Below are 23,873 nucleotides of genomic sequence, written 5' to 3'. Positions count from 1 at the left end.
GCTGCAGCCTGACCAGGTGATAAGTACATTTAGCCTATTTATCTTTATACTTTCATGTCAATTTTATAAATCAAATTTATTTCTGTGAGTAGCTACAATTTAAAGACCTTGCTTCATCAATGTAATGGAACAAAACCTTTTTAGTAAGTTCAAAACCCTCTAAAGTCTCTCCTTCGCATCTTGCTGTAATGCAGTTTTGCGTATTTGATACCCTAAGAAGCCACCAACCTTTATTATCGGTTACCTTAACACCATCAAGATCTGAAAATACAATATTTTGCTGCTCCAGTGTTTTCTTTATTGACTCAATTATTTGAAACTTTTTCTCATCTTTCACTACAATCTTCACTTCATGAGTGATATATAACTTCGGTAAATCCTCAATCACCTGAGATAGGCTTTGGTTTTTCTTAAGCAAAATGTCAACTGCTTTAACAGCAGAATATAGCCCATCATCAAAACTTAGCTCAGAAAAGAAGAAGTGCCCGCTTAATTCACCAGCAAACTTTGCCTCTTCCTCTACCATCTTCTTCTTAACTAGTGAATGTCCAGTAGCACAGGTGATAACTTGCCCTCCCAACTTGCTAACAAAATCATGCACTTTCATACTCATTTTTACGTTAGCAATAACTTTGCTTTCTGGATATTCCTCCAACACTTCACGTGCAAAAATTATAAATAAATGGTCATTGGAAACAATACTGCCTTTATTATCAATTAAGCGCACCCTATCGCTATCGCCATCTAGCGCAATGCCAAGATCACATTCATATTCCTTCACAATGTCAATTAATTGAGCGAGGTTCTTTTCCTCTATGGGGTCTGGATCATGCAGTGGAAATGCCCCATCTATAGAGTTATTGGTTACGATGTGCGTATGACCGGGCAAGATCTTTTCAATATACCTTATGATTCCACTTGCTGGACTATTTCCACAATCCCAGGCTATTTTTAACTTTTGTGTATTATTGTTCTTTACCGCACTTTTCAATATGCTAATGTACTCACTATATATATTTATGTTAATTAAGCTTCCAATTCTTGTGCTGTTTTTAATTGGACTGCTTATAATTTCCTTTATCTCTTGATCTGAGAAGACTTTCTTATTACTAAAAAATTTAAAGCCATTATATTCGCTGGGGTTATGAGAGGCAGTTATTATGATACCAAGATCCGCCTGTGTGATTTGTGTTGCAGCGTAAAGCATAGGTGAAGAGCATAGTCCAACGCGTATAACATTTGCACCGGATAAAGTTAAGCCCCTAATTAATTCTCTTTCTATACCTGGTGAATCTATTCTACTATCGTAGCCGACACAAACATTAGCTACGGTTTGGCCAAACTTTCTGCCTATTTCGTACCCATCATTAATCTGCAAATCTTTGCCTATTATACCTCTAATATCGTATTTTCTTATAATGGTATTGTCCATACTGTACTTCTTGAAGTGACTACTATATAACATTTTAGCCAAATGCTCAAGTTTATTTATCCAACAATTAGTTGACTTTTTAAAGAAATCTGTTAATATTATAGTATATTTTTTAAAATGTAAAATTATGCCACAGGAAAACGAAAATGTATTTATAGCTGAAAGTCAAAGTTTAGATGTAGATGAACAGAAGAAAAATGATATTTTAAGTGTCATTGAATCTTGCAACGATCTTCAGGATTTTATAAAAAAACTAAAGGAAGAAAATCTCATCTGGTACTTTATTGGTCCTTTACGCAAAGATGAGAACATTACAGGACAGATAAATTTAAAGTGGGAAAAGGAGTTCCAAAAATTTGAGCAATCAATAGACGCAACGCATAAAGAACTTAAGTCGTCTCTGCCTGGTCAAAATTTCTTAGCGTATTCAACAAAAGATAATGACTTCAAAATTAGATTTGAAAATGAAGAAAAACCAATAGAAATTAGCAATATTTTAAGGGCCAGCAGTGAAGGTAAGGTTTATAACATATCTTTAGGGAAAGATAGTCAAATAACTGCAACCAAAAAAGGCAGCGAAAGGCACTATGATTTTACTGGTTCAAGCTCATGTGAAATGACCATTAATTGGCAGGCTAAGGATTCTGAAGGTAACAGCATAGACTGTAGCATGACCGTAAAATTGGATTCTGGTGGTATACAGAGTGTTATTGGTGAGCCAAAATTTGGAGGAATAACGAGTTCAGAAGAAGTATTAAAGTTAGTCGGACAAAATAAAGAAGTTTTTATCAACGGAAAAACTCTGTATCAAGCTTTTACTGGCATGTCCAGGAGTGTAGATGATCAGCAAGTACCAGCAGAGGAAATATTTACAAAAGATCCACATATATCACCACAGTCACCTACACCGAGCAGCAGTGGGTATTTCTCTCCTAGCACACCTTCTTCTCGTAGAAGTTCTTTTTCTGTTGAAAGCAAGATTGATGATGAAGAGTCCGAAATCACTGATGAATACATTGACGATGACTACGATGAACAAGAAAGATTAAAAGGTGTAGATGAGGCTATAAATGAAATTAACAAACTTGCAGAGCAGCGTGACAATCTAAGCTTAGAACGTGACTCCTTAAAATCCACACTTGCGGAACTCGAAGAGAGTTATAAAGAAAAGGAAGACATGTTACAAGAAGAGTTGAAGTCTGTCAAAGAAAGTCTAGAGCAACTGCAGAACATATTACAGCAGGAAAAAGGTCAGGCAACTAAAACTGAAGTTGAATATGAAAGTAGAGGAACAAGCATGCAGCAGCAAGACCAAGGTATACAAGCTGTAAACAACAACTCAAGCAGAATAGCTAGTGGGTTAAGACAAGAAAACAAAAATTTGACTAGAGACAAACTAACTATATCTGAACAATTAAAACAAAAAATAAGAGAGATTGACGAGTTAAAGAAAAATTTAAAGCAATTACAAGAAGAAAATAAACAACTCAAACAAGAAGTTACTAAAAATGCAGGAATTGATGCATCATCTTCAACAGGTCAAAAAGAAGCTAAAGAAACAGAAGTTATACCGCAAAACATTATGGATTGGCCTGTTCCAATTCCAGATGATAAACCGGAAGAGCAGAAAACTCCATTAGAGCCAATCAAGGTAAATACAGAATTATCAGATCCAAAATCAATCTCCGCTGAGGGTCCGGAAAAATCTCCTCCTCTTTCAAAATGATGAGTTTTGCTTCTATAGCTGACCCAAGCAACACGTCATCCCGCGATTTATTCGCGTTATCTCAGCCGCTAACATGTAGCGGGATACTTAACCGTCATACCGTGATTTATTCACAGTATCTCTTAGCCACTAACAAGCAGCGGGATGACGAATTTTTGTTTTTCAAATTATAGCTAAACATACTGTAATTGCTATTGAATGATGGAGAGACATACTCCATTATTTTAGCACGAAGTAACAAATTCAATGAATTGGTTCTTCAAAAATAATTTAAACTTTTACAGTAGGTCATGAAATATTATAGCGATCTCATTAAAAGAAACTTTTATAAGTATCGTTGATGAGAAAGGAAAAGTTGTTAAGGAAGAAGTTGTTGCAAGCGAAAGTAAGGCAATAGCAGATTAGCCAAGGCAAAAAATACGAACCCATAGGAATAGAAAGTGGATAGTTGTCAATATCAATGTGCAAAGAGTTAAGGAGTTTTGGATTACCAGTAATTTGTGTAGATGCAAGGCATATGGCAGCAGCGTTGTCTGCAAGAATCAATAAGAATGATAAAAACGATGCGAGGGGTATAGCGCAGATGATGAGAAGTGTTAGTAAAATCAGTTGTCAAATTAAAATAGCGCTTGGAAGCAGAAGACAGCTAATGTGTAGCAAACAGCAGGTTATTGGAACAATAAGAGGGTTGTTGAAGATACATGGTCGATAAAGGATCAAAATTTGAAACTTTCGCTTTAAGAATACAAGAGGCAATAAATAATTTGGATGAAATCAGTAGGAGTTCAATTGAAGCGTTAGTTTGTAGTTTGGAAGCAATAGAAAAGTCATTAAGAAAGCTTGACAAAATGCTTTCAGAACAAGGTGAAAAAGACGATGATTGTAAATTGTTAACTACTGTTCCAGGAGTGGGGATTATAGTAGCAATGACGTATAAAGCTGCAATTGATAACCCAATAGGTTTGAGAAATCTGATACAGTTGGAGCATATATAGGGTTGACACCAAGGCAATATTCTTCTGGAGAAGTTGATCGGCATGGCAGCATATCAAAGATGGGACCAGCGGAATGTAGAAGTATGTTATATGAAGCTGCACAAACAATGCTTACAGTTACCAAGAGGACATTTAAATTAAAAAACTGGGGTTGCGAAGAAAAAAGGAATGAAAAAAGCAATTGTAGCAGTAGCAAGAAAATTAGCTGTAATTATGCATAGGATGTTGGTTGATAAAACAGAATTTTATTATCAATAAACATCAAAAGAGCATAGGACAATAATTTTATTGAAAATAAAGATAGCAATGCCGATGGAAGGGACAAGCAAGAACTTAGTTAGACTTCGTGGTAAATATGTTGCCGTCCACTTCCGCCTAACAAGTATAATGCGGCTTGACAAATTTATTGTCATCTCAGACCGCGGAGAGAACCATATGCTACTTTTAACTTATGTAAAATTACCAAGGATTATGGAGAAGATATGCTGTTTTGATTTGTGTGAAAATTATTGTTGACTTATGTGCAATTAGAGAACCTAAGTCACTTTAGCTATAATTCAGAATTGAGAGCTTTTAATAACTCTCTAACTCCCACTTAGGTCTTGGTGCAAAATTGAGAGAATCTATATAGCTTTTCTGTAACATTTCAATTCCTGCCCATCCAACCATTATTGCATTATCTGTACATAGGTTGTTGGGAGGAAAAAATATGTTTAAGTTTATGTGTTGTTTTAATTTTTCTCTCAAGAAATTATTTGCTGCAACTCCGCCGGTAATCACAAAGTCATTGATTTTGATATTTAAAGATTCGGCCATAATAATCGCATTACTAACCCTGTCCAGCAGTATGTCACTAATACACTCTTGAAACGAAGCACATACATCACACACATCTTGCTCGCTCATTTTAAGTTCTTGCACTAAGTTTTTTACTGCTGTTTTAATTCCAGAAAACGAAAAGTTACATCCAGAACGTTTTATCATTGCCCTTGGCAATTTAAATCTTGCACCATTGCCTTTTTTAGCTAACTTTTCAATTAATGGCCCTCCGGGATAGCTTAAACCCAGCATCTTAGCAACTTTATCAAATGCTTCTCCTAGTGAATCATCGAGCGTTTCTCCAAGTTTAATGTATTTACCTACATCCTGTGCAATTAAAAATTGACAGTGACCACCTGATATTAGTAGGACTAAAAATGGAAATTTTACCTCATGCAGTAACCTAATAACCAATGCATGCGCTTCTAAGTGATTCACTGCAATGAACGGTTTTTGTGCTACATGCGCAATTGCTTTAGCCATCATTGTACCAACTATTAATCCACCTATGAGTCCTGGTCCTGATGTTGCTGCAATTGCATTGAGGTCACAAAAGTTAAGGTTAGATTTTTCCACGGCGCTTTTTATTAGACCACTTAAATGCTTCATATGAGCACGTGAAGCTATTTCAGGGATCACCCCACCACGTTTTTTGTGTTCTGCTTGGGAGAGAATTTCGTGAGCAAGGACTTGCTTGTCACTATTTACAATCGCTACTGCAGTTTCGTCGCAGCTTGTTTCAACAGCTAAAATGGTTTTCATGTATATTTAGTTACTGTATTACCAAAACTATACTTTGAAACGCTGTAGAAGTTAACTGCAAAGTTAACTTCTATAGCTAAAAGATTTACCGACAACCGTCATTCCGCTACGTGTTAGCTGATGAGATACCGCGCACAACTGTACGAACATTCATTCTTAAAGGTAAACTGCACAGCAAATGGTGTCATTCCAGTGCTTGACACTGGAATCCAGCCTTGCCGTAATCTCATCAAGAACGTTGTGTTTTAACATAAGATCAGCCACTTTTATGCTCACCAACTTAGTGCCCAATCCAAATTCCTGGATTCCAGTGTCAAGCACTGGAATGACACCATCTACTACTCAAATTACCTGCAAATTGCAATGTTCGTACACCAAAAGAATGAATCACGGTATGACGGTTCGCGGCGGTATGACGTCTGGCCTGCACTATAAGCTAATCATCATCTCCAAATATAGAGCTAATTTTTTTGTCCCCAGGAGAAAATTTATTAGTCCAACTGCTTTGCACTTTGGTTACGTCTTTAGTGGCAGTTTTATTGCTGTATTCCTTGATTTCCTTATCTATTCTCTCCATCATTTGTGAATCAAGGTAGCTCTTTTTCCATTGGTCAGTAGCAAGGAACACTTTGTTTAAGTCTTGAGTGCGGATTAAGTATTCTTTATCTTTAGGGTAAACCTCCTGCGCCCAAGCAAATAGCTCAAAATAGCGTGCAAATAATTCAGATGCACGTGATTTTGCAGTTTGATAAGCCTGTATCTCCTTAAATATAACTTGGCCGATAATTTTCTGCACAAGAATATTTGCTTGCTTTAGGTTCTGTTCAATATCCTGGTAAACTTTATGGAGGAATTCCTGCTCCAAATTTAAGTTCAGTTCATTTTCAACCATGTGTGAAAGTTCATGCACTATAATGTATGGGTTTGACTTCCTCAGTACAATAACATATCTATTTACACTGGAAGACCTGATTGTCTTACACACTCCCTCTTCCATATCCACTAATCCCTCTTGGTATATCTCAAACGAAAGCCTATTTTGCTTTATTAGTGACAAAGTGAGGTTTAATGTGTTTCTAAACTTCTCAAATTGATAGAGATATTCGACATACCGTATTGCATTTTCACTGCTTCCTACTTGAGTTGCTTGTTTTATTAAATTCCTGATTAGCATACCTTATTATTAAAGGAATTTTTTTTATACTCAAGAATTGATTGGCTACAAAGTGTTTTTAGGAAGCCTGATTGCATAGCTAAAGTAATTCATGTTTACTGATAACCTTCATACCGCTGCTTGTCAGCGGGATCTATGGTGAGATACCGCGAATGAATCCATAGCTGTACGAACATTCATTTTTGAAGGTAAATTGCACAGCAAATGGTGTCATTCCAGTGCTCTTTTTTTGTCATCCCAGTCTGGGATCTATTTTGCATGTAACTCCAATTGTGTTTTGGCATAAAACGCGACACGTATTAGACTTATTTGCAAGCAAAGCTTGCTAGATCCAAGTAGTCAGGGCACTGGAATGACACCATAGGGGCACTGCCGTCATAAAGGAACCAGTGTCAGCTACTTGGATGACAGCTAGCCTAATAACCGTCATCCCGCTGCTTGTTAGCGGGATCTAGAGATACCGCGGGGTTGTAAAGTAATTTTTTACATCTAATGCTCGGCCAGTGCCTGCATGATACCACGTATTATCTATACCAAGGTGTTCTGCTTGTAGATATTATACCAACAATCCACTATTTTTTTTATGTCTTGTGGTTTAGTTTCTGGACCTATACTGATTCTAATTGAACACTCTGCTTGCTCTTTTGTTGCCCCCATTGCAAGCAAAACATGGGAAGGCTCAACTTTTCCAGAAGAACATGCGGAGCCATTACTAACTGCAATATAATTCAAGTCAAAATGCATGAGCTGCACATCACTCTTTACTCCTGGCATATAAATAAAACTTGTGTTTGGCAGCCTCTTAGAGTTTTTACCGAAGATTCTTATGTCACTGGCAAGATTTAATAATTCACACTCTAATTGATCGCGTAGCTCCTTTACTTCATCCATTTTTGATAAAAGATCTGGAATATTTTGCAGTGCAGCAGAAAGGCCTGCAATTGCAACAATATTTTCCGTACCACCACGAAATCCCTTCTCTTGTCCACCACCTATTATAATAGGTTCTATCGCAAGTTCTTTATTGAATATTAAAACTCCACTGCCTGCTACACCGCCAAATTTATGGGCGGATAAAGTGAGTAAATCCACTCCTAAATCTTCCATATTAACTTTAATTTTCCCAACACTTTGAGCAGTGTCAGTGTGGCAAATTGCTCCAAACTTGTGTACTATTTTAGCTATTTCCTCAATAGGTTGAATAACTCCGGTTTCGTTACTTGCCATCATAACTGAAACTATTGCTTTGTTTCCTTTAAGTTCGCTTAGAATTTTTTCTAGCTCTAAAAAGTCAACAATGCCCTCCTGATTAACAGGTATTATATATGGATTACATGCAGAATTAAGAATTGAAGGATGCTCTATAGCTGAAATTATATGCAGGTAGCCTGCTATTCCTCTCATAACAAGGTTATTCGCTTCAGTTGCACCAGACGTAAAAACTATTTCTTTATCACTTGAAACGCCAATAGCACCACGTACGTTATCTCTTGCATCCTGAAGAATCTTCCTCGCTTCTTGTCCTCTCTTATGTAGTGATGATGGATTGAGCGTTTGTTTTGACAAGACCTCAAATATACTTTTTTTTACATTTTCACTAATTGGAGCAGTTGCATTGTAATCAGCATATACGCAACCACTATTTTCTAAAGAGAATGGATTCATCTGTCACTTAAATAAGTTTACCATCAACTATAGCCATAACTATGTACGTTAGCTTTAACACGATAAAAAATTTATTGCAAAAACAGCGAAATTAATACATAATTAATAACTCACGTCATCAATACCTGTCAAGCGGGTTCTTATTAGGAGTTACCATGGTTGAAGTTTTTTTAAATAATGCAACAAGAAAGATAGAAGGTGAATACCACCAAAGCAAAGATGCCAACGCGCCGGTTATGCTGGTTTTACATCATCATCCTCAATATGGTGGTAATATGGATAGTAAAATTGTACATAGTACATATACGTCTTTTATCGATAACAATTTTTCTGCATTGAAAATTAACTTTCGTGGTGTGGGAAAATCTACCGGAACTTTTGATAAGGGTATAGGAGAATTAACTGACGCTGCGGTAGCCATTGATTGGCTTCAGGAACATAATCCTAGCAATGTTCCAATTTGGATCGCTGGTTTTTCTTTTGGAGCATGGGTGGCTATGCAGCTAACAATGCGCCGCCCTGAGATAGTGGGTTTTATTGCTCTTTCTCTTCCGGTAACTAAGTACGATTTTTCTTTTCTTTCTCCCTGTCCAGTTTCTGGGCTTATAATACAAAGCAGTAATGATACAATCTCAGGAGAAAGCGATGTAACAGAATTAGCAAAAAGGTTGATAAATTCAGTAAGAAGTGATCACATGGAATACCATATAATAGATGATACTAATCACTTTCTAAAGGATAAAGAAGAGGAAGTGACTCAAATCGTGGACAATTATATAAAACTGCGCTTGAATAGTGCAACTATTTCTTTTCAAAAGGTCAAAAAAGAGGTAAGGGTAAAAGAATATGCCTAATCTTTACAAATAAGAGAAATGAGTGTAGTAATATAAATAAAAGGGTTTTGTTATGTTTAAAAAGCTATTATTTTTTGTTTTAGCTGTGTTTATGTTATCGGGGTGTTTCCTAAGTAAACAGCGTAAGTTAAAAAGTCCATGTATAAAAAGCAATGAAAGCATTTCATGCGAGTTATACTCTGTTAATGATCATTGGTTAGATAAGTATAGGGCATAGAAATTGTGCTATTTTTCCTATTCACAACTTCACTAATGATCGATCTTTCAATTGGAAAATGCAGTCTGCCTTTTCTGCAAGGAGATGATTGTGTGTTACTATAAGCATAGAGCTGTTATTTTCCTTTACGTATGAATGTAGCAGTAAAAACACCTTAAAAGAATTTGTTGGATCTAAATTTCCTGTTGGCTCATCTGCAAGTAAAAGCTTTGGAGAATTTACAATGCTTCTTGCAATTGCAACTCTCTGCCTTTCCCCACCTGAAACTTCAGATATCATACTACTTGCTTTGTTTTCCAGACCAAATTTTTCCAATGTTGCTTGCGAATTTTTTTTTGCTTCAGCTTTGCTTTTTCCTGCAATGAGTTGAGGAAGCATAATATTTTCCAACACCGATAACTCTTGTAACAAATAGTGAAATTGATAAACAAAACTAAGAAAATTTCTTCTTACATGAGTTTTATGCTTATTACTGGCTTGTGTGCAATTTATTCCATCTATCGTAACTATACCTGAAGTTGGCTTGTCCAACAAGCCTGCGATTTGCAATATAGTTGTTTTCCCTGCACTTGAATCGCCAATCAGCGCTACTACTTGCCCTCTTGTGACACTTAAGTTGATATCCTTTACAACAGCAGAATTGTTCTTGAAGCTTTTATCTACGGAAGTTAGTTCTAGTGCTACATTACCACCCATGTTTAAAAGATCCAGAAGGCATCTAAGTTTTAGTAATAATTAAACCGAAAAACTGTTACCACAACCACATTGAGACTTAGCAAAGGCATTCTTTATTTGAAAACCAGAACCACTGAGATCCTCAGTATAATCTATAACTGAGTTATTTAAAAATTTTGCTGAACAATTATCAACCATTAATACAGGATTGCCATTTTCATCATTAATTACTATATCTTTACCTTTTTCGCTAAAACTGGAGTGGCTTCTATAGTCCTCGCTTTCTTCATAATCATCATCTTCATCTTCGTCATCAAACTCATCATCGTAATCATCGTCTTCATCATCCAAAGATAGATTTTTATTCGTTTGATCCATAAGAAAATTGTATTTGAAGCCAGAACATCCACCACCTGAAACTGCAACCCGTAAAATGGAACTCTTATCCCCTTCCTGCTCTGCAAGAGAGTGGATTTTTTTTAGTGCATTATCAGTTAAGTTGATGTTGTAATTTGTTGACATAGTAACCACCGTTTATTATTGATAACTTATTATAGTAGAAATTTTACATGTCAAACAATAATTTTCTATTAAATTATGCATGTTTTCCAAGCAAAACAAAAGGGAGATACTTCAAAGAGCCAGAAGATGAGAATCGCAGCTGCTTTCAGCGTGATAGGGACCGTATCATTCACTCTAATGCGTTTAGAAAATTGGAGTACAAAACACAAGTTTTTATCAATTATGAGCACGACTACTATCGCACTCGGCTTACTCATAGCCTTGAAGTTGCACAAATTGCAAGGTCCATTGCGCGTAGACTTGGCTTAAATGAGGATATCACTGAATGCATAGCGCTCGCACATGATCTTGGTCATCCTCCATTTGGTCATGCAGGTGAAGATGCTCTAAAGAAATCAGTTCAAGATTTGAATCTTGATAACGAGAAGTACGAGTTTGATCATAATGTTCAAGCTATAAGGATTTTAACTTACCTCGAACAAAAACATGCTGATTTTGATGGTATGAATCTAAGTTGGGAGGTGATTGAAGGAGTTGCAAAACATAACGGTCCCTTGCTTGGTCAAAACGCGGATTCTTCTACAAGTAATCAGCTGTTATTAGAATACAACAAAAAATATGATCTAAAACTTGAAGAATTTTCAAGCATTGAAGCGCAAGTTGCTTCAATTGCCGATGATATTGCTTACAGTGTTCACGATCTTGATGATGCACTCAGGGCGAATTTAGTAACCATCGAAGATTTGCTGAATGTTCCTTTAATTGAAAAAATGTTTAAAGACATAAGGAGCAGATATTCAGAATTGCCTCAGAGCAAACTCATACATGAATCACTGAGTGGAACTATAGGAACTATGATAAGTGATGTTGTTTCTCAGACTGAAAGAAATATTGAAGATCACAAAATAAAAAGCGTAGAAGACGTAAGAAGTCTAAATAAAATGCTAGTCACATTTTCACCAGAAGTTGCGAATGCTACAAAAGAAATGAAAAGATTCAACATGGAGAAAATATACAGAAGCTATAAACTGAGTAGAACGATGAACAAAGCAAAACGCATAATACAGGAACTCTTTCAATGTTTTTATGAAAACCCAGGATTACTTCCCACAGAGTGGAGCAAACTCGCTTGTGAATCTCAGCGTTCAGTAATAATATGTGACTATATCTCAGGTATGACAGATAGATTTGCTATACACGAGCACAGAAGAATTTTTGATACCTCATACGAAATGACTTCTTTCTAATGACTGATGATCATTTCATGTCAATTGCATTAAGGCTTGCAGAAAAAAATCTTGGAAATGTTGCACCAAATCCTGCTGTCGGGTGTGTTATTGTAAAAGATGGTACAATTGTTAGTGAGGGATATACAGGGATTGGTGGGCGTCCGCATGCGGAGGTAGTCGCTTTGCAAAACGCTAAAGATTCAACTCATGGCGCAACTATATATATCACTCTTGAGCCATGTTGTCATCACAGAGTCACGGGGCCTTGCACTGCAAAAATCATAAAAGCTGGCATAAAAAGAGTAGTAATTGCAACTATTGACCCAGATAGTAGAGTTTCAGGTGGAGGCATTAAAGCTCTGAAAGAAGCAGGAATTGAAGTTGAGCAAGGTATTATGCAAAAAGAAGCAGAAGAACTGAATGTCGGTTTTTTCACCACTAAAGAATTACATAGACCATTTATAGCTTGCAAAATCGCAACAACTCTTGACGGAAAAATCGCAACATTTACAGGCGATAGCAAATGGATAACAAGTGAAAATACGAGAAACTGGGTGCATGAGCTCAGAACAAAATATGATGCAATTATGATTGGCAGCAATACTCTTATTAATGATGATCCACTCTTAACTTGCAGATTACCAGGACTCGGAAGTAGATCGCCAATAAGGCTAATTATAGATAGTCAAGAGAGATTAAAGGAAGAGCATAACATTGCAAAGACTGCAGACAAAGTAATAACTTGGGTCATCACAAATAAAGAAGTAAAAGAAAAAAGAAAAAATATTAACTACTTGAAAGTCAATTCAAACGATGCAGGCAAAGCCTGCCTAAAGGACATGGCATCAAAACTTGTTTCAGAAATTGGTATAACAAGATTATTAGTTGAAGGTGGAGGAGTGTTAATCACAGAACTATTAAAGTGTAATTTAATCGACAGGTTGATAATATGCCGCAGTGGTAAAATTTTAGGCAATGATGCCACTCCTTTTGTAGGAGATTTAGGGATTCAATTCATTAACAACTGTTATCAGTTTAAAAAAACAAAGATAATAGAGTTTAGTGAGGATATAGTTGAGGTTTGGGATAGGTCGTCATAATCCTTACATACTCAAACAGTAAAAAAAAGGTATCCGTTCAGCGGAGCGGTAAAATAAAAAGTAGACAAGGAGTGCTAAAAACATAATATCACAAGTAGTATGTGTGGTAAATATGTCTGATCTACTAGCTAGTCTTCTCAGCTCTGTGAAAGCTTTAAAATAGAGATAGAGCAACTAAAAGCAGAGATAAAGAGGTTAGAGATAGAAAACGAAAATTTTAGATCTGAGAATAAGGCGCTAAGAATCGAAAATGCTGAATTGAAAGAAAGACTAGGTCTGAATTCACAAAATTCATCGATACCGAGCTCAAAAGAGTTATACAAGCTAAAGAAGAAAAAGAAAAAAAGTGACAGGAAAATAGGGGCACAGATTGGGCATGAAGGAAAGTATCGTCCTAAAATGGAAGCAGATGAAGTGGTGAAAATAGAGTTCTTGCGAGTGCGGAGGAGAAATTGCGATATCGAAAGAGCCATACATTCATCAAAAAGTTGATTTGCCAGAAATTAAGCCTTATGTTGTGGAATACCAATGGCCGCTGTTGCAAGTGTGGAAAAAGAAAAAGTAGCAGGCTACCAGAAGGTGTTACTGCGGATACATTTGGTCCAAAAGTTAAGTCAACAATTGCGGCGCTGAGCGGATTTTACAAGAACTCGAAAAGAGAAGTAGCAAATATTATAAAAAATATTTTCAACCTGGACATCAGTGTTGGTAGCGTGTCAAATAGCGAGGCTAGAGTTGCAGAAAAATGCCAAGAAGCATATGAGCAAATCGAGCAAGAAGTAAGTAAAAGTGAAGTTCTGCATATCGATGAAACGAGCCATTATAACAAAGGTAAACTTGGTTGGTGCTGGATGTTTGCCAGTAATACAACAAGTTTTATAAAATTGACAGAGTCAAGAGGAATGAAGGTTTTACAAAATAGTAAGTTCTGCAATCGCAATAGCTTACGACAGGTACGCAGCATACAACTACTTTGCCGATAAGAACAGGCAAATCTGTTGGGCACATTTATCAAGAGATTTTGAAAGATTAGCACATAGTTGAAGTTAAAGTTCTGGGCTGTTACTTAAGAAACGTAGCCACTGAATTATTTGCACTAAAAAAGGCCTTGCTAAAAAATGAGATAGATGTTTTTAGATTTACCAGACGTGCCAGAAAATTGCGAAAACGTACAAGGTATTACTTGAAGCCGTTTACCTGAAGCAATTGGAGCTTCTCGAGTTGCAAAAAATATTTTGAAATCTGAAAGAATAATGTGGAATTTTTTAGATGACCCAGAAAACATTCCGCTGACAAACAAACATGCTGAACAGCAGATACGGCATTATGTCGTTTATCGCAAAAATTCATATTTTACCCAATCGAAGCGGGGAAATGCATTCCTTGAACGGATAATTTCATTATACTTGACATGGAAACAAAGGGGTCTCAATCCTTTCCAAAACCTCTTATCTATCATCTCTCACACCGCTTAGCTGAACGGATACAACCCAAGAAAGGTTTTTCTACGTCATACCGCCGCGGTATCTCAGCATAGATTCCGCTAACGAGTAGCGGAATGACGAATTTGTTGTTTTTCAAATTGTAGGTAAACCTAAGCCACTTTAGCTATATAGGGTCACAACAATGGATTTTTAAGATCGTTTACGGCCTTCTTAATATCTTCAGCCTTGAATATCGCCGATCCCGCAACTAAAATATCTGCACCTGCTTTTATTATATCAGCTGCGTTAAAAAAGTTAATTCCACCATCCACTGAAATTTGTGTTTTAAGATTACGCTCCTGTATCATTTTTTTTATAGTAGATATCTTGTTCAACTGTGAATGAATAAATTCCTGCCCTCCAAAGCCAGGGTTGACTGTCATAATCAGCACAATATCTAGCTCATGTATTATATATTCAAGCACACTTGGGGAAGTTGAAGGAACAATTGAGACTCCAGCTTGAATCGGTTTTTTTGCATCGTTTACATTTTTGTATGACTTTATCTTTCTTATCAACCTCTCAAGGTGTATCTCTGCTTCTGCATGTACAGTGATAATATCAGCACCAGCATTTATAAAGCTTTCAATGTGGTTACCAGGAGATTTGACCATTAAATGCACATCAAAAGGAAGATTGCTATATTTACGTATTGCAGAAACAACGCTAGGACCAATTGTAATATTTGGAACGAAATTCCCATCCATAACGTCTATGTGTATGTAATCCACACCTAAATCGCTAATTTTTCTTACTTCTTCCCCTAATTTTGCAAAATCTGCTGAAAGTATAGAAGGTGCAATTTTAATACTCATGAGCTGCCTTTTTTGCTAAAAAATAACTTATTTTCAAAACTCTGTCACCCTAAGCACCATCTGAGTAGCTAGAGACCGATATCGGTATGCCTATTTAACTAGATCTTAAATTAGATAAAAAAAGGTAGTCTTGATAAAACTTATTTACAGCAAGTTTTTTTACATTTGGACTTTCTGCTTGTTCTTTTTTGTACCCTAATTTATAGCTTATTGAATCCTTGTATAAACTGATCGTTTTGTATGCTTTGTTCATCTCTCTAGGAAAGATGCCGTTAGCAATTACGACGCATAACCCTGTAGCTGTTGCAAAAGCTAGAGTGGTAAATGCTAGATTTTGTAAAAAATTCCTTCCACTAACTTTTTTTTCCTGTATATTAGCAGAGTGCGATTTGTTTGACACTTCTTCTAGATATTCATGCCATATGTGATTGCAGTTCGTACATTTTACCTTTCTTCCAGACGCGCCAATTTGCTTAGGAGATACTAAGTAAGTTTTAGTACAACTATTACATTGTATTTTCATAGCACTTACATATAAAGTAGTAACAAGCTCAAATGATACAGAGCTACAAATTTAATATCAATATATATATAACAAATGGAAGGTTTGCAACTAAAAAAAACACAGAGTGAGATAGAAAATATTTGGAAAAATAGAGAAAAATTTAATGACTGTAATCTAAAGAAAACAGCAAGAATAGCAATTAAAGAGGTAATTGAGCTCCTTGATAGTGGCAAAATTAGAGTAGCAGAAAAGCTATCAAGTGGAGAATGGGTAGTACATAAGTGGATAAAGCAAGCAATATTATTACATTTTCTCACTGAAGAAAGCAAAATAATAGACAATACCAATTGCTGGTTTGATAAGATCGGTAACAAGTTTAGTGAATGGAATGAGGAGAAATTTCGCCGGTTAAAAATTAGAGCAGTTCCTGGGTGTTTTGTTCGCCGATCTGCTTATATAGGTACAAATGTTGTTCTAATGCCAAGTTTTATCAACGTTGGTGCATATGTTGATTCAGGAACAATGATAGATACCTGGTCAACGATTGGTAGCTGTGCGCAAATAGGAAAAAACTGTCATATTTCCGGTGGAGTGGGAATAGGTGGAGTTCTTGAGCCTATTCAAGCTTCACCTGTCATTATAGAAGATAATTGCTTTATTGGAGCACGTAGCGAAGTGGCCGAGGGTGTGGTAGTGAGAGAAGGATCAGTCCTTGGCATAGGCGTGTTTATTGGGGCATCAACAAAGATTATTGATAGAGAAAATAGCAAGGTATTTTACGGCGAAGTGCCACCTTATTCTGTAGTGGTACCAGGGTCTATTCCATCTAAAAATAATATTTCAACCTATTGTGCAGTCATAGTAAAAAAAGTGGATGAAAAGACGAGATCGAAAATCTCTATAAATGAAATATTGAGGGATTAAACTATCTTATTCCTTGTCGTCACTTTTTTTATCATTATTACTAACCACAGTAATGGCATACGCGCATAACTCTGAGAAAGAGATTCCATTTTCTTGAGATAGTTTATATAATTTTTGTAGACTTTCTTTTACTTTATTAGGAATATTCCCTCCACGTTCTTTTACAAGCCAGGAATCTTGATGATGAATTGGATGAGCATCACTTTTTGGATTTCCTATGTATATTGCAAAAGGTGAACTTTGTCCTTTGAAGTCACATTGTACAGTAAATTTTTTTATAGATTCAGCCATCTAAAGACCTCTACTTTTCTTTTTGGTCGATTTTATAGCAGGTGGAAGAGGTGGTTTCTTTATAAAATCTTGTCTATTGACAACACTTTCTCTACCTTCCAAAGCTCGGCGAACATCAGCTCTGCTTAATTGCGACTCTTTTGCTACCTTCATTCCATGCTTTGCCATAATATTAGCACATGCTAGTACTTTTTTTACCAATTCTAGATCACCATTTAGCATTTGAACTAGCACTTGAAACACTTCCGCTAAAGTTAGCCCATCAGCATTTATAACCTTGTTTTCTATAAAATTGACAGCTTCTTCAAATTTGTATTCAATACTATCATCTTGAGGTATAAGGGCAACATAATCGGTGTTTTTGTCGTCCATAACTGAAGCACTGTTACTCACAAACTTAAGTTTATACTATATATATAAATACTCTACTATTTTATATTATGGCACGCTATAGTTAAACATTTATTAATAACATGCTCACTTATATACACGAATTAATTGACAAAAGTCAAGGATCAATATCCATCAGTGATTTCATGAATGCCGTTTTGTACCATGAAAAATACGGCTATTATACAAGTAAATTACCGCTTGGTAAGGATGGTGATTTTACTACCGCACCTGAGATCAGCCAATTATTTGGTGAAGTAATTGCAGTTTGGATAATGCATACATGGGAAAAATTAGGAAAGCCATCAAAATTTTCTCTAGTTGAACTTGGGCCAGGCAAAGGAACACTCATTCACGATATAATAAGAGTCACTAAAAAGTACAGCAGCTTTTTTAATTCAATGTTGATCCACTTAGTTGAAATAAGCCCTACTTTACGGAAGATACAAAAGGAAAAATTAAAAAGCTTAGATGTTAATTGGCACAAAAATATTGACAACCTACCAGAACAACCAACCATTTTTTTAGCAAATGAGTTCTTTGACGCTCTTCCGATAGATCAGTTTGTATATCATGATGAGGGGTGGTATGAAAATATGGTGACAAAACAAGATGATGGCAGTCTCTTGGTGTCATGCCAGTGCGTGACACTGGAATCCAGAAAAAAAGAATCATGGATTCCAGTGTCAGCTACTCAGATGACAAATGGAAAATTTTTTAATGGTGCAGTGGTGGAAATATGTTCAGTTGGGGTTGAAATATTAAAAAAACTTGAGAAGAAGATATATAATAATAAAGGAGCTGCTTTGATTGTAGATTACGGTTATGTATACCCCGCATATAAGAGCACTTTGCAATCGATAAAACAACATAAGTATGCTAATTTTCTTGAGAATGTTGGTAATAGTGATATTACCGCACTTGTAAACTTTCAAGCATTAAAAGATTCATTAAAACACGTAGATTGCGAGATTTTAACTCAAAGAGAATTTTTATATCTTTTTGGCATAAAAGAAAGAACCCTGGCTTTAATGAAAAGCGCAAGTGATGAACAAAAGAATAGGATCTTTAGTGAATTTTTAAGGTTGACTGAAAATATGGGCACTCTTTTTAAAGCAATGCTATTGATATAGCTAACCCAAGAAAGGTTTTCCTACATCATACCGCCGCAGCGCTAACGAGTAGCGGAATGACGAATTTGTTGTTTTTCAAATTGTAAGTAAACCTAAGCCACTTTAGCTATAGCATAGCTAAAGTAATTTATGTTATTGGGTAAGTTAAAAATATGATATAAATAAGATAGGAGGGAGCTACTCACTATAGGAATAGAGTTGTGCACGACCCACAACTGTACGAACATTTGTTTGCGAAGAAATGTTATAGCTGGTTTTGCCTCAAACACAAAGATGTCATACGAGTAGCTGACTACTTGGATCCAGCCTTTCCATCCAAGACGGCAGTGCCCAGACACTGGAATAACAGCAGTCCTACGTCATACCGCGATTCATTCGCGGTATCTCTAGATCCCGCTAACAAGCAGCGGGATGACGGTTGTCTCCTAGCTGTCATCCCAGTACTGGTAGACTCAAATCACAATGCTCGTATAGCTGCAACCCTGGAGGTACTGTTTCTCACCCACTGGAGATATTGCACGGTACTATCTACTTGATCATCGTGTCGAGTTTCAGGAAACATTAAAATCTCATACTCAAAATCGTTCAGCCATACTGCTTGATGTGGCAGAAAAACCTTGCCAGACTCTATAATCGGAACAATTTGATGAAATCGAGTGAGCTTGTCATCATGTGGCACTATTTCAATAATCGGTAAATCACTGTTTGTCTTTAGCTCTTGCACCAATTGTTGACCACTTGTTTTTGCTTCGATTAAAATTGCGTGTGGCGTCCATCTTGCAGCTAGTGACAAAACCTGTTCTTTAAGCTTTGGATACTCAAGCTTTGCGCGATATACGTCGAGTAAATAGAATTTATTATCTATTTTTGCCCAGATGGTGCAGACACTAAAGTTGCTCATGTTACTTGTTGAAACCGCAGTATCCCAACTTTGTGTTATATGCGAGAGATTATCAGGAAATTTTTTATAGCGTTTCAACCACTCTGGTTTAATTATACCACTTGAAAGCGGCAGAGGGTTTTGTTGATATTGAGCAGCAAAAGCGTAACTCCCAAGTTCAGCTTTTATTATCTCAACTTCTTCTTTTCCTCCATCGAGGGGATATAACAACTGACCTTCTTCTCTTGAATATAATATCCTTACAGGTGACGCTGGTTTATTATATAATCGCCTGGTCGCACAGTGCTGAGCTACTCGGATGATAGGAACGGGAGGTATTGGCTTTTTGATTGAATAAATAACCTGCTTATTTTCAGAAATCATTGGCAAACAAATATGATGCCATATGTTTTTTGGCTTGGAGAGAAGGTGTCCAGTTAAGTCCTCCTGGTGTAGCCTGTGCATTACAAGAACGATGACTCCTTTTTTTCTATCGTTCAGCCTGGTTACTAAAGTCTGATCAAACCAGTTTGTGGCACGCTTTCTAAGCGTTTCACTCAAAGCTTGAGCAGAACTGAGCGGATCGTCCACAATGATAAAATCACCACCTTCACCAGTTAGTGTTCCACCAACTGATGTTGCGATTCTGTATCCTCTCTGCACTGTTTGAAATTTATATTTGGTATTCTGGTCTTTGGATAGTTCTATCTCTGGAAATAGCGCTCTATACCAACTAGACTGCATCACGCACCTGGTGTCGAGCGAGTGCTTTTCGCTGAGCCGCTGAGAATAACTTGCAACTATTATTCTCGCAGTTGGTTGGTTTCCCAGTATCCATGCGGGCCACGCAACGCTTATGCACATGGACTTCATCGAGCGCGGAGGCATATTGAATATTATTCGTTTCACTTCACCAGCGCTCGCTGCTTCCAGCCTATCTGCTATGACTTTTATGTACCGATAATTATTATACTCACACCCCGGCACTACCGTTTGAAAGCATAACTCAATGAATTTTAGAAAGTTCATGATATAATGTTGAAACTAACGCGTGACGCTGGGATGACAAAAAAAGGAGCACTGGAATGACACCCTACTTAACCGTCATACCGCGATTCATTCGCGGTATCTCTTAACATAGATCCCCTACTATACCTTAACATAGATCCCGCTAACAAGCAGCGGGATGACGAATTACTTAACCATCATCTACACCGTCATACCGCGATTCATTCGCGGTATCTCAAAGCATAGATCCCGCTAACACGTAGCGGGATGACGGTTGTTGTTTAGCTATAAATATTAAGAAATTTACCAAATGAAAAAAAAGGCAAAAGAAGCCCCGTGGTTATTATCCGCTTTAAAATATTGGCGTTTTTTATGTTTTAAACGCTTGACAAGCGAGATTCAGCCGCTTTTAATTGCAACTAACCTACGCTGCAAATGTTTAAGAAATTTACTAAGCAGAAAAAAAGACAAAGAATCCCCGAGTTAGCTAGTCTTTTACTATCTCTGTCGAGTATTGGCATTTTTTGATGTCTTGTAACGCTTTATAAGCGCGTTCAGCTTATTTAGATAAAAATCTAGATGTAGATGAAGTTTTGTAAAGACATACAGTATCTATATACTGCAAAAAATTGAACATAAGACGCCGATACATTAAGTAACCCTTACCTTTTAATCTGCAGATTGGCGAAAGCAAATACAATAGCTTCACTATCGTGATAAGGGCGCTGGCGAAGGGTGTCAAGTAAGTTTTTTCGTTTCTATTCCCAATAAAAGTTTGTTATATGGTTATGCAAGAAGTTTAATACTCATAGTTTCAAGCATATACTGAAATATTTCATTAGCTATAGCAACATCTTGGCGTGGGGCTTTGCCGTGTTCTATAAACACAGAGATTGCATAGCGCGGGTTATGGTAAGGGCCATAGGCGATAAATAACTTATGACTTTCGCCCTTAGAGTTTATTTCTGGTGTACCGGTTTTGCCAGCAATTTGTATACCGCTTAGCCCTTTCTTATAGGTTCCAGTTTTAGAATTCACCACATCAAACATAGCTTTTCGAACTATGCTAAGATGCTCACAATCCACATCAATATCGGGAAAATCTTGTATCGTTTCATTCATCTTAATGCGGGGAATTACCTCTTTTCCTGTTGCAATCCTCGCTGCAAGAACTGCAAGCTGTAGTGGTGTTGTAAGCATATACCCTTGTCCTATAACTAAGTTGATAGTGTCACCTAAATACCACTGCGAATATAGCTTTCGTGTACGCCAATCTCTATCTGGCAACAACCCTGGAGCTTCTTCTTTAAACGTTCCAATCAGTGGCCCACTTCCAATACCAAATTTTCTGGCCATTTCTACCAGAGAGTCTACACTTATTTTTTTCCCTATATTATAAAAGTAAGTGTTGCATGATAATGCCATTGCCTCATTTAAAGATACATACCCATGGACTTTGCTTTTCAGACAACGAAATTTCCGCTCACCTATTTTCATATAGCCCTTGCACGAGAATTTCTCTTCTGGTGTTATTATCCCGTCTTTTAAACCCGCAAGCGCAACTATTACTTTAAATATTGAACCAGGTGGAATTTGATATGATAACGCACGATTCACGAGCGGCAATGAAGGAGCATTCAAGCTCTCCCAAGTCTCATTTGATAGCCTGCTAGCAAAAAGATTATTATCGTAAGAAGGTGAATTATATAATGCTAAAATTTCTCCATTATTTACATCAATTACCACTGCGGAGCCTTGGTGATCTTTAAATACCTCTGCGGTTTTCTCTTGCAGATTAATATCAATTGTCAGTTGTACATCTTGTCCGTCTTGTTGTGGTATGCTTGATAATTCTTTTATGACGCGTTTTTTAGAATTTATTTCCTGCTCAGATTTTCCTGACTTGCCTTTCAATATATGATCATATGTATATTCAATACCGCTGATTCCTACTTCGCTTATGCCTTGCTGTCTTTTTGTATATCCGATTACATGAGAACACATTGAACCAAACGGGTAATAACGTTTATAAAGAGCAGTTATTTTTTCTGACGATTTTGCTATTTTAGACTCGACTTCTGATAATGTCTGCAAATCAACTTCCTTACCAGAACCATCAAACAAAACAACATACGAAATTTTGTTTACCGCAAGTTCAATGCTATTCCTATCTAAAATTTTGCCCCGCTTAGGCATAATAGTAGCAACTCTTATTCTATTACTATTAGATAGTGCTTCGTACTTTTGTCTGTTTCGTATTTGTAAATTATATAACCTGCAACTAAAAACCGCAGAAATGGTAAGCTGAACACCACCTAATATGAATGCTCTGCGGTTAAAGACTTTGTTTTTTGTCCACATAACATTCCTTCAAAACGCACTTTTTTCCCCTCTTTTATTGTTACACTTCTGGCTTTTACCGTATTACAAACCCTTTTTTCCCACTCACTTAAGGTCACAAACTTATAACCTGATTTTTTTAGTATTTTAATAATATGAGGTAAAGCTTCAATTGTGTTTGACCTGTTATTGTGATCATGAAACAGTATAACTGCTCCATTATGTACATTACTTAAAACTCTTTCAACTAAAGTTTCTGGCTTATCACCTTGCCAATCTAGCGAATCAACTATCCATAATATTGAATACATATTTAATTGATCAGTATTTTCAATCAGATTATCGTCATAACATCCATATGGCGGACGAAACCATTTTACATCTTGTTTTATTGCATTTTTAATTGCTGTATTTGTCTTTTCCAATTCTTGCAATTGTTCCTCACTTGAAAGTGATGTCAACTTCCTATGCGACCAAGAGTGATTGCCTAACTCATGACCTGATTCATGAATTTTCTTTACTATTTCAGACGTTTTTTCATTTATACGTTCACCAAGCACAAAAAATGTTGCTTTTGCTTCATAGCTTTCCAGAACATTAATAATATCGTTTATTCTATTGTTGGAAGGTCCATCATCAAACGTAAGCGCAACAAACTTATCGTCGTTATTCAATAATTTTTTTATATTACTTAAATTTCTATATGATAGATCTAGATTACAACTGAGCCCACAGTATGGTAAATTAAAATTACAATCACTACAAAAAGCCGTACTTGAATATAGTAAGAAAAAAGTGATTATCCTTATAAACATTTGTAATCAGCAAAGTGATAGAATACTACACTTTTTTGCTAAGTTAAGCCATCTTTAATTGCTGTAGCCTTTACTTCATCGCTTCTTTAATATATTGTATTAACAATTTTATATAATA

General features: G+C 36.4%; 23 protein-coding genes and 1 pseudogene. 10 read left to right on the top strand and 14 right to left on the bottom strand.

Annotated features, from left to right (window positions below; translation table 11 throughout):
* Nucleotides 1-76: 76 nt before the first annotated feature.
* Nucleotides 77-1,465: a phosphomannomutase/phosphoglucomutase gene (locus tag ONI09_RS02765; RefSeq protein WP_265014350.1), complete on the bottom strand. Its 1,389-nt coding sequence runs from the start codon at nt 1,463-1,465 to the stop codon at nt 77-79.
* A gap of 94 nt (nt 1,466-1,559) precedes the next feature.
* Between ONI09_RS02765 and ONI09_RS02760 the strand changes: the two genes are divergently transcribed.
* The 4 genes from ONI09_RS02760 to ONI09_RS02745 all read left to right on the top strand — a co-directional run bounded on the left by ONI09_RS02760 (nt 1,560) and on the right by ONI09_RS02745 (nt 4,374).
* On the top strand, nt 1,560-3,158 hold the full coding sequence (locus tag ONI09_RS02760) for a hypothetical protein (protein WP_265014349.1): 1,599 nt from the start codon (nt 1,560-1,562) through the stop codon (nt 3,156-3,158).
* A 460-nt stretch (nt 3,159-3,618) separates the two neighbouring features.
* Nucleotides 3,619-3,870, top strand: a complete 252-nt coding sequence (locus tag ONI09_RS02755) for a hypothetical protein (RefSeq protein WP_010081945.1) — start codon at nt 3,619-3,621, stop codon at nt 3,868-3,870.
* Nucleotides 3,860-4,153, top strand: a complete 294-nt coding sequence (locus tag ONI09_RS02750) for a hypothetical protein (protein ID WP_265014348.1) — start codon at nt 3,860-3,862, stop codon at nt 4,151-4,153. The genes ONI09_RS02755 and ONI09_RS02750 overlap by 11 nt, the downstream gene beginning before the upstream one ends.
* Nucleotides 4,154-4,155: 2 nt before the next feature.
* Nucleotides 4,156-4,374, top strand: coding sequence for a transposase (locus ONI09_RS02745; RefSeq protein ID WP_065095234.1), 219 nt, complete (start codon nt 4,156-4,158; stop codon nt 4,372-4,374).
* Between the two features lie 352 nt (nt 4,375-4,726).
* On the opposite strand, the gene tsaD is transcribed toward ONI09_RS02745, so the two are convergent.
* From tsaD to ONI09_RS02725, 4 genes are all read right to left on the bottom strand, one after another.
* On the bottom strand, nt 4,727-5,734 hold the full coding sequence (gene tsaD, locus ONI09_RS02740) for a tRNA (adenosine(37)-N6)-threonylcarbamoyltransferase complex transferase subunit TsaD (protein ID WP_065095013.1): 1,008 nt from the start codon (nt 5,732-5,734) through the stop codon (nt 4,727-4,729).
* 156 nt (nt 5,735-5,890) lie between these two features.
* Nucleotides 5,891-6,055, bottom strand: a complete 165-nt coding sequence (locus tag ONI09_RS02735) for a hypothetical protein (RefSeq protein ID WP_022626335.1) — start codon at nt 6,053-6,055, stop codon at nt 5,891-5,893.
* A gap of 115 nt (nt 6,056-6,170) precedes the next feature.
* Nucleotides 6,171-6,908, bottom strand: coding sequence for a WD_0702 family putative metalloprotease (locus ONI09_RS02730; RefSeq protein ID WP_265014347.1), 738 nt, complete (start codon nt 6,906-6,908; stop codon nt 6,171-6,173).
* A gap of 528 nt (nt 6,909-7,436) precedes the next feature.
* Complete coding sequence (locus ONI09_RS02725; RefSeq protein ID WP_265014346.1) at nt 7,437-8,573, bottom strand: cysteine desulfurase family protein; 1,137 nt, start codon at nt 8,571-8,573, stop codon at nt 7,437-7,439.
* 155 nt (nt 8,574-8,728) lie between these two features.
* Here ONI09_RS02725 and ONI09_RS02720 point away from each other — a divergent pair, with 155 nt between their 5' ends.
* The gene (locus ONI09_RS02720) at nt 8,729-9,427 is read left to right on the top strand and encodes an alpha/beta hydrolase (RefSeq protein ID WP_265014345.1); all 699 of its coding nucleotides are present in this window, start codon (nt 8,729-8,731) and stop codon (nt 9,425-9,427) included.
* A gap of 238 nt (nt 9,428-9,665) precedes the next feature.
* Here the strand turns inward: ONI09_RS02720 and ONI09_RS02715 are convergent, their stop codons facing one another.
* Together ONI09_RS02715 and ONI09_RS02710 are read right to left on the bottom strand one after the other, a co-directional pair.
* Nucleotides 9,666-10,340, bottom strand: coding sequence for an ABC transporter ATP-binding protein (locus tag ONI09_RS02715; RefSeq protein WP_265014344.1), 675 nt, complete (start codon nt 10,338-10,340; stop codon nt 9,666-9,668).
* 39 nt (nt 10,341-10,379) lie between these two features.
* Entirely contained in the window at nt 10,380-10,841 is a 462-nt protein-coding gene (locus ONI09_RS02710; protein WP_264707114.1) for a HesB/IscA family protein, read from the bottom strand.
* Nucleotides 10,842-10,888: 47 nt separating this feature from the next.
* Here ONI09_RS02710 and ONI09_RS02705 point away from each other — a divergent pair, with 47 nt between their 5' ends.
* The 3 genes and pseudogenes from ONI09_RS02705 to tnpC all read left to right on the top strand — a co-directional run bounded on the left by ONI09_RS02705 (nt 10,889) and on the right by tnpC (nt 14,645).
* A complete protein-coding gene (locus ONI09_RS02705) occupies nt 10,889-12,088 on the top strand; it encodes a deoxyguanosinetriphosphate triphosphohydrolase (RefSeq protein WP_265014343.1) in 1,200 nt (399 codons plus the stop codon).
* Nucleotides 12,088-13,170, top strand: a complete 1,083-nt coding sequence (ribD, locus tag ONI09_RS02700) for a bifunctional diaminohydroxyphosphoribosylaminopyrimidine deaminase/5-amino-6-(5-phosphoribosylamino)uracil reductase RibD (RefSeq protein WP_264373997.1) — start codon at nt 12,088-12,090, stop codon at nt 13,168-13,170. The genes ONI09_RS02705 and ribD overlap by 1 nt, the downstream gene beginning before the upstream one ends.
* A 159-nt stretch (nt 13,171-13,329) precedes the next feature.
* Nucleotides 13,330-14,645 (top strand): annotated as a pseudogene (tnpC, locus tag ONI09_RS02695) (IS66 family transposase).
* 143 nt (nt 14,646-14,788) lie between these two features.
* Here the strand turns inward: tnpC and rpe are convergent.
* On the bottom strand, nt 14,789-15,469 hold the full coding sequence (rpe, locus tag ONI09_RS02690; RefSeq protein ID WP_265014342.1) for a ribulose-phosphate 3-epimerase: 681 nt from the start codon (nt 15,467-15,469) through the stop codon (nt 14,789-14,791).
* 94 nt (nt 15,470-15,563) lie between these two features.
* Nucleotides 15,564-15,992 (bottom strand): zinc-ribbon domain-containing protein, encoded by a 429-nt coding sequence (locus tag ONI09_RS02685; protein ID WP_265014341.1) that lies wholly within the window; start codon nt 15,990-15,992, stop codon nt 15,564-15,566.
* A 75-nt stretch (nt 15,993-16,067) separates the two neighbouring features.
* Here ONI09_RS02685 and dapD point away from each other — a divergent pair, with 75 nt between their 5' ends.
* A complete protein-coding gene (gene dapD / locus ONI09_RS02680; protein WP_265014340.1) occupies nt 16,068-16,898 on the top strand; it encodes a 2,3,4,5-tetrahydropyridine-2,6-dicarboxylate N-succinyltransferase in 831 nt (276 codons plus the stop codon).
* 6 nt (nt 16,899-16,904) lie between these two features.
* Here dapD and ONI09_RS02675 read toward each other — a convergent pair whose 3' ends face one another.
* Entirely contained in the window at nt 16,905-17,189 is a 285-nt protein-coding gene (locus tag ONI09_RS02675) for a DUF2610 domain-containing protein (RefSeq protein WP_265014339.1), read from the bottom strand.
* On the bottom strand, nt 17,190-17,561 hold the full coding sequence (locus tag ONI09_RS02670; protein WP_022626336.1) for a hypothetical protein: 372 nt from the start codon (nt 17,559-17,561) through the stop codon (nt 17,190-17,192).
* A 101-nt stretch (nt 17,562-17,662) separates the two neighbouring features.
* On the opposite strand from ONI09_RS02670, the gene ONI09_RS02665 reads away from it, so the two are divergent.
* Nucleotides 17,663-18,712 (top strand): class I SAM-dependent methyltransferase, encoded by a 1,050-nt coding sequence (locus ONI09_RS02665; protein ID WP_182320464.1) that lies wholly within the window; start codon nt 17,663-17,665, stop codon nt 18,710-18,712.
* 457 nt (nt 18,713-19,169) lie between these two features.
* Here the strand turns inward: ONI09_RS02665 and terL are convergent, their stop codons facing one another.
* The 3 genes from terL to ONI09_RS02650 all read right to left on the bottom strand — a co-directional run bounded on the left by terL (nt 19,170) and on the right by ONI09_RS02650 (nt 23,755).
* Nucleotides 19,170-20,621: a phage terminase large subunit gene (terL, locus tag ONI09_RS02660; RefSeq protein WP_265014338.1), complete on the bottom strand. Its 1,452-nt coding sequence runs from the start codon at nt 20,619-20,621 to the stop codon at nt 19,170-19,172.
* 765 nt (nt 20,622-21,386) lie between these two features.
* On the bottom strand, nt 21,387-22,961 hold the full coding sequence (locus ONI09_RS02655; protein WP_265014337.1) for a penicillin-binding transpeptidase domain-containing protein: 1,575 nt from the start codon (nt 22,959-22,961) through the stop codon (nt 21,387-21,389).
* Complete coding sequence (locus ONI09_RS02650; protein ID WP_265014336.1) at nt 22,916-23,755, bottom strand: polysaccharide deacetylase family protein; 840 nt, start codon at nt 23,753-23,755, stop codon at nt 22,916-22,918. The genes ONI09_RS02655 and ONI09_RS02650 overlap by 46 nt, the downstream gene beginning before the upstream one ends.
* Between the last annotated feature and the right edge of the window lie 118 nt (nt 23,756-23,873).

Origin of the sequence: Wolbachia endosymbiont of Drosophila pseudotakahashii (assembly GCF_026015925.1) — a bacterium.
GTDB classification, from domain to species: domain Bacteria; phylum Pseudomonadota; class Alphaproteobacteria; order Rickettsiales; family Anaplasmataceae; genus Wolbachia; species Wolbachia pipientis.
Note: the sequence above shows the minus strand (reverse complement) of the source record. Positions and strands in the feature narration are given on the sequence as shown.

Coding starts and splice junctions, on each gene's coding strand:
- ONI09_RS02765 (WP_265014350.1), bottom strand. CDS start 1,465: ATGTTATATAGTAGTCACTTCAAGAAGTACAGTATGGACAATACCATT.
- ONI09_RS02760 (WP_265014349.1), top strand. CDS start 1,560: ATGCCACAGGAAAACGAAAATGTATTTATAGCTGAAAGTCAAAGTTTA.
- ONI09_RS02755 (WP_010081945.1), top strand. CDS start 3,619: ATGTGCAAAGAGTTAAGGAGTTTTGGATTACCAGTAATTTGTGTAGAT.
- ONI09_RS02750 (WP_265014348.1), top strand. CDS start 3,860: ATGGTCGATAAAGGATCAAAATTTGAAACTTTCGCTTTAAGAATACAA.
- tsaD (WP_065095013.1), bottom strand. CDS start 5,734: ATGAAAACCATTTTAGCTGTTGAAACAAGCTGCGACGAAACTGCAGTA.
- ONI09_RS02730 (WP_265014347.1), bottom strand. CDS start 6,908: ATGCTAATCAGGAATTTAATAAAACAAGCAACTCAAGTAGGAAGCAGT.
- ONI09_RS02725 (WP_265014346.1), bottom strand. CDS start 8,573: ATGAATCCATTCTCTTTAGAAAATAGTGGTTGCGTATATGCTGATTAC.
- ONI09_RS02720 (WP_265014345.1), top strand. CDS start 8,729: ATGGTTGAAGTTTTTTTAAATAATGCAACAAGAAAGATAGAAGGTGAA.
- ONI09_RS02715 (WP_265014344.1), bottom strand. CDS start 10,340: ATGGGTGGTAATGTAGCACTAGAACTAACTTCCGTAGATAAAAGCTTC.
- ONI09_RS02710 (WP_264707114.1), bottom strand. CDS start 10,841: ATGTCAACAAATTACAACATCAACTTAACTGATAATGCACTAAAAAAA.
- ONI09_RS02705 (WP_265014343.1), top strand. CDS start 10,889: ATGTCAAACAATAATTTTCTATTAAATTATGCATGTTTTCCAAGCAAA.
- ribD (WP_264373997.1), top strand. CDS start 12,088: ATGACTGATGATCATTTCATGTCAATTGCATTAAGGCTTGCAGAAAAA.
- rpe (WP_265014342.1), bottom strand. CDS start 15,469: ATGAGTATTAAAATTGCACCTTCTATACTTTCAGCAGATTTTGCAAAA.
- ONI09_RS02685 (WP_265014341.1), bottom strand. CDS start 15,992: ATGAAAATACAATGTAATAGTTGTACTAAAACTTACTTAGTATCTCCT.
- dapD (WP_265014340.1), top strand. CDS start 16,068: ATGGAAGGTTTGCAACTAAAAAAAACACAGAGTGAGATAGAAAATATT.
- ONI09_RS02675 (WP_265014339.1), bottom strand. CDS start 17,189: ATGGCTGAATCTATAAAAAAATTTACTGTACAATGTGACTTCAAAGGA.
- ONI09_RS02670 (WP_022626336.1), bottom strand. CDS start 17,561: ATGGACGACAAAAACACCGATTATGTTGCCCTTATACCTCAAGATGAT.
- ONI09_RS02665 (WP_182320464.1), top strand. CDS start 17,663: ATGCTCACTTATATACACGAATTAATTGACAAAAGTCAAGGATCAATA.
- terL (WP_265014338.1), bottom strand. CDS start 20,621: ATGAACTTTCTAAAATTCATTGAGTTATGCTTTCAAACGGTAGTGCCG.
- ONI09_RS02655 (WP_265014337.1), bottom strand. CDS start 22,961: ATGTGGACAAAAAACAAAGTCTTTAACCGCAGAGCATTCATATTAGGT.
- ONI09_RS02650 (WP_265014336.1), bottom strand. CDS start 23,755: ATGTTTATAAGGATAATCACTTTTTTCTTACTATATTCAAGTACGGCT.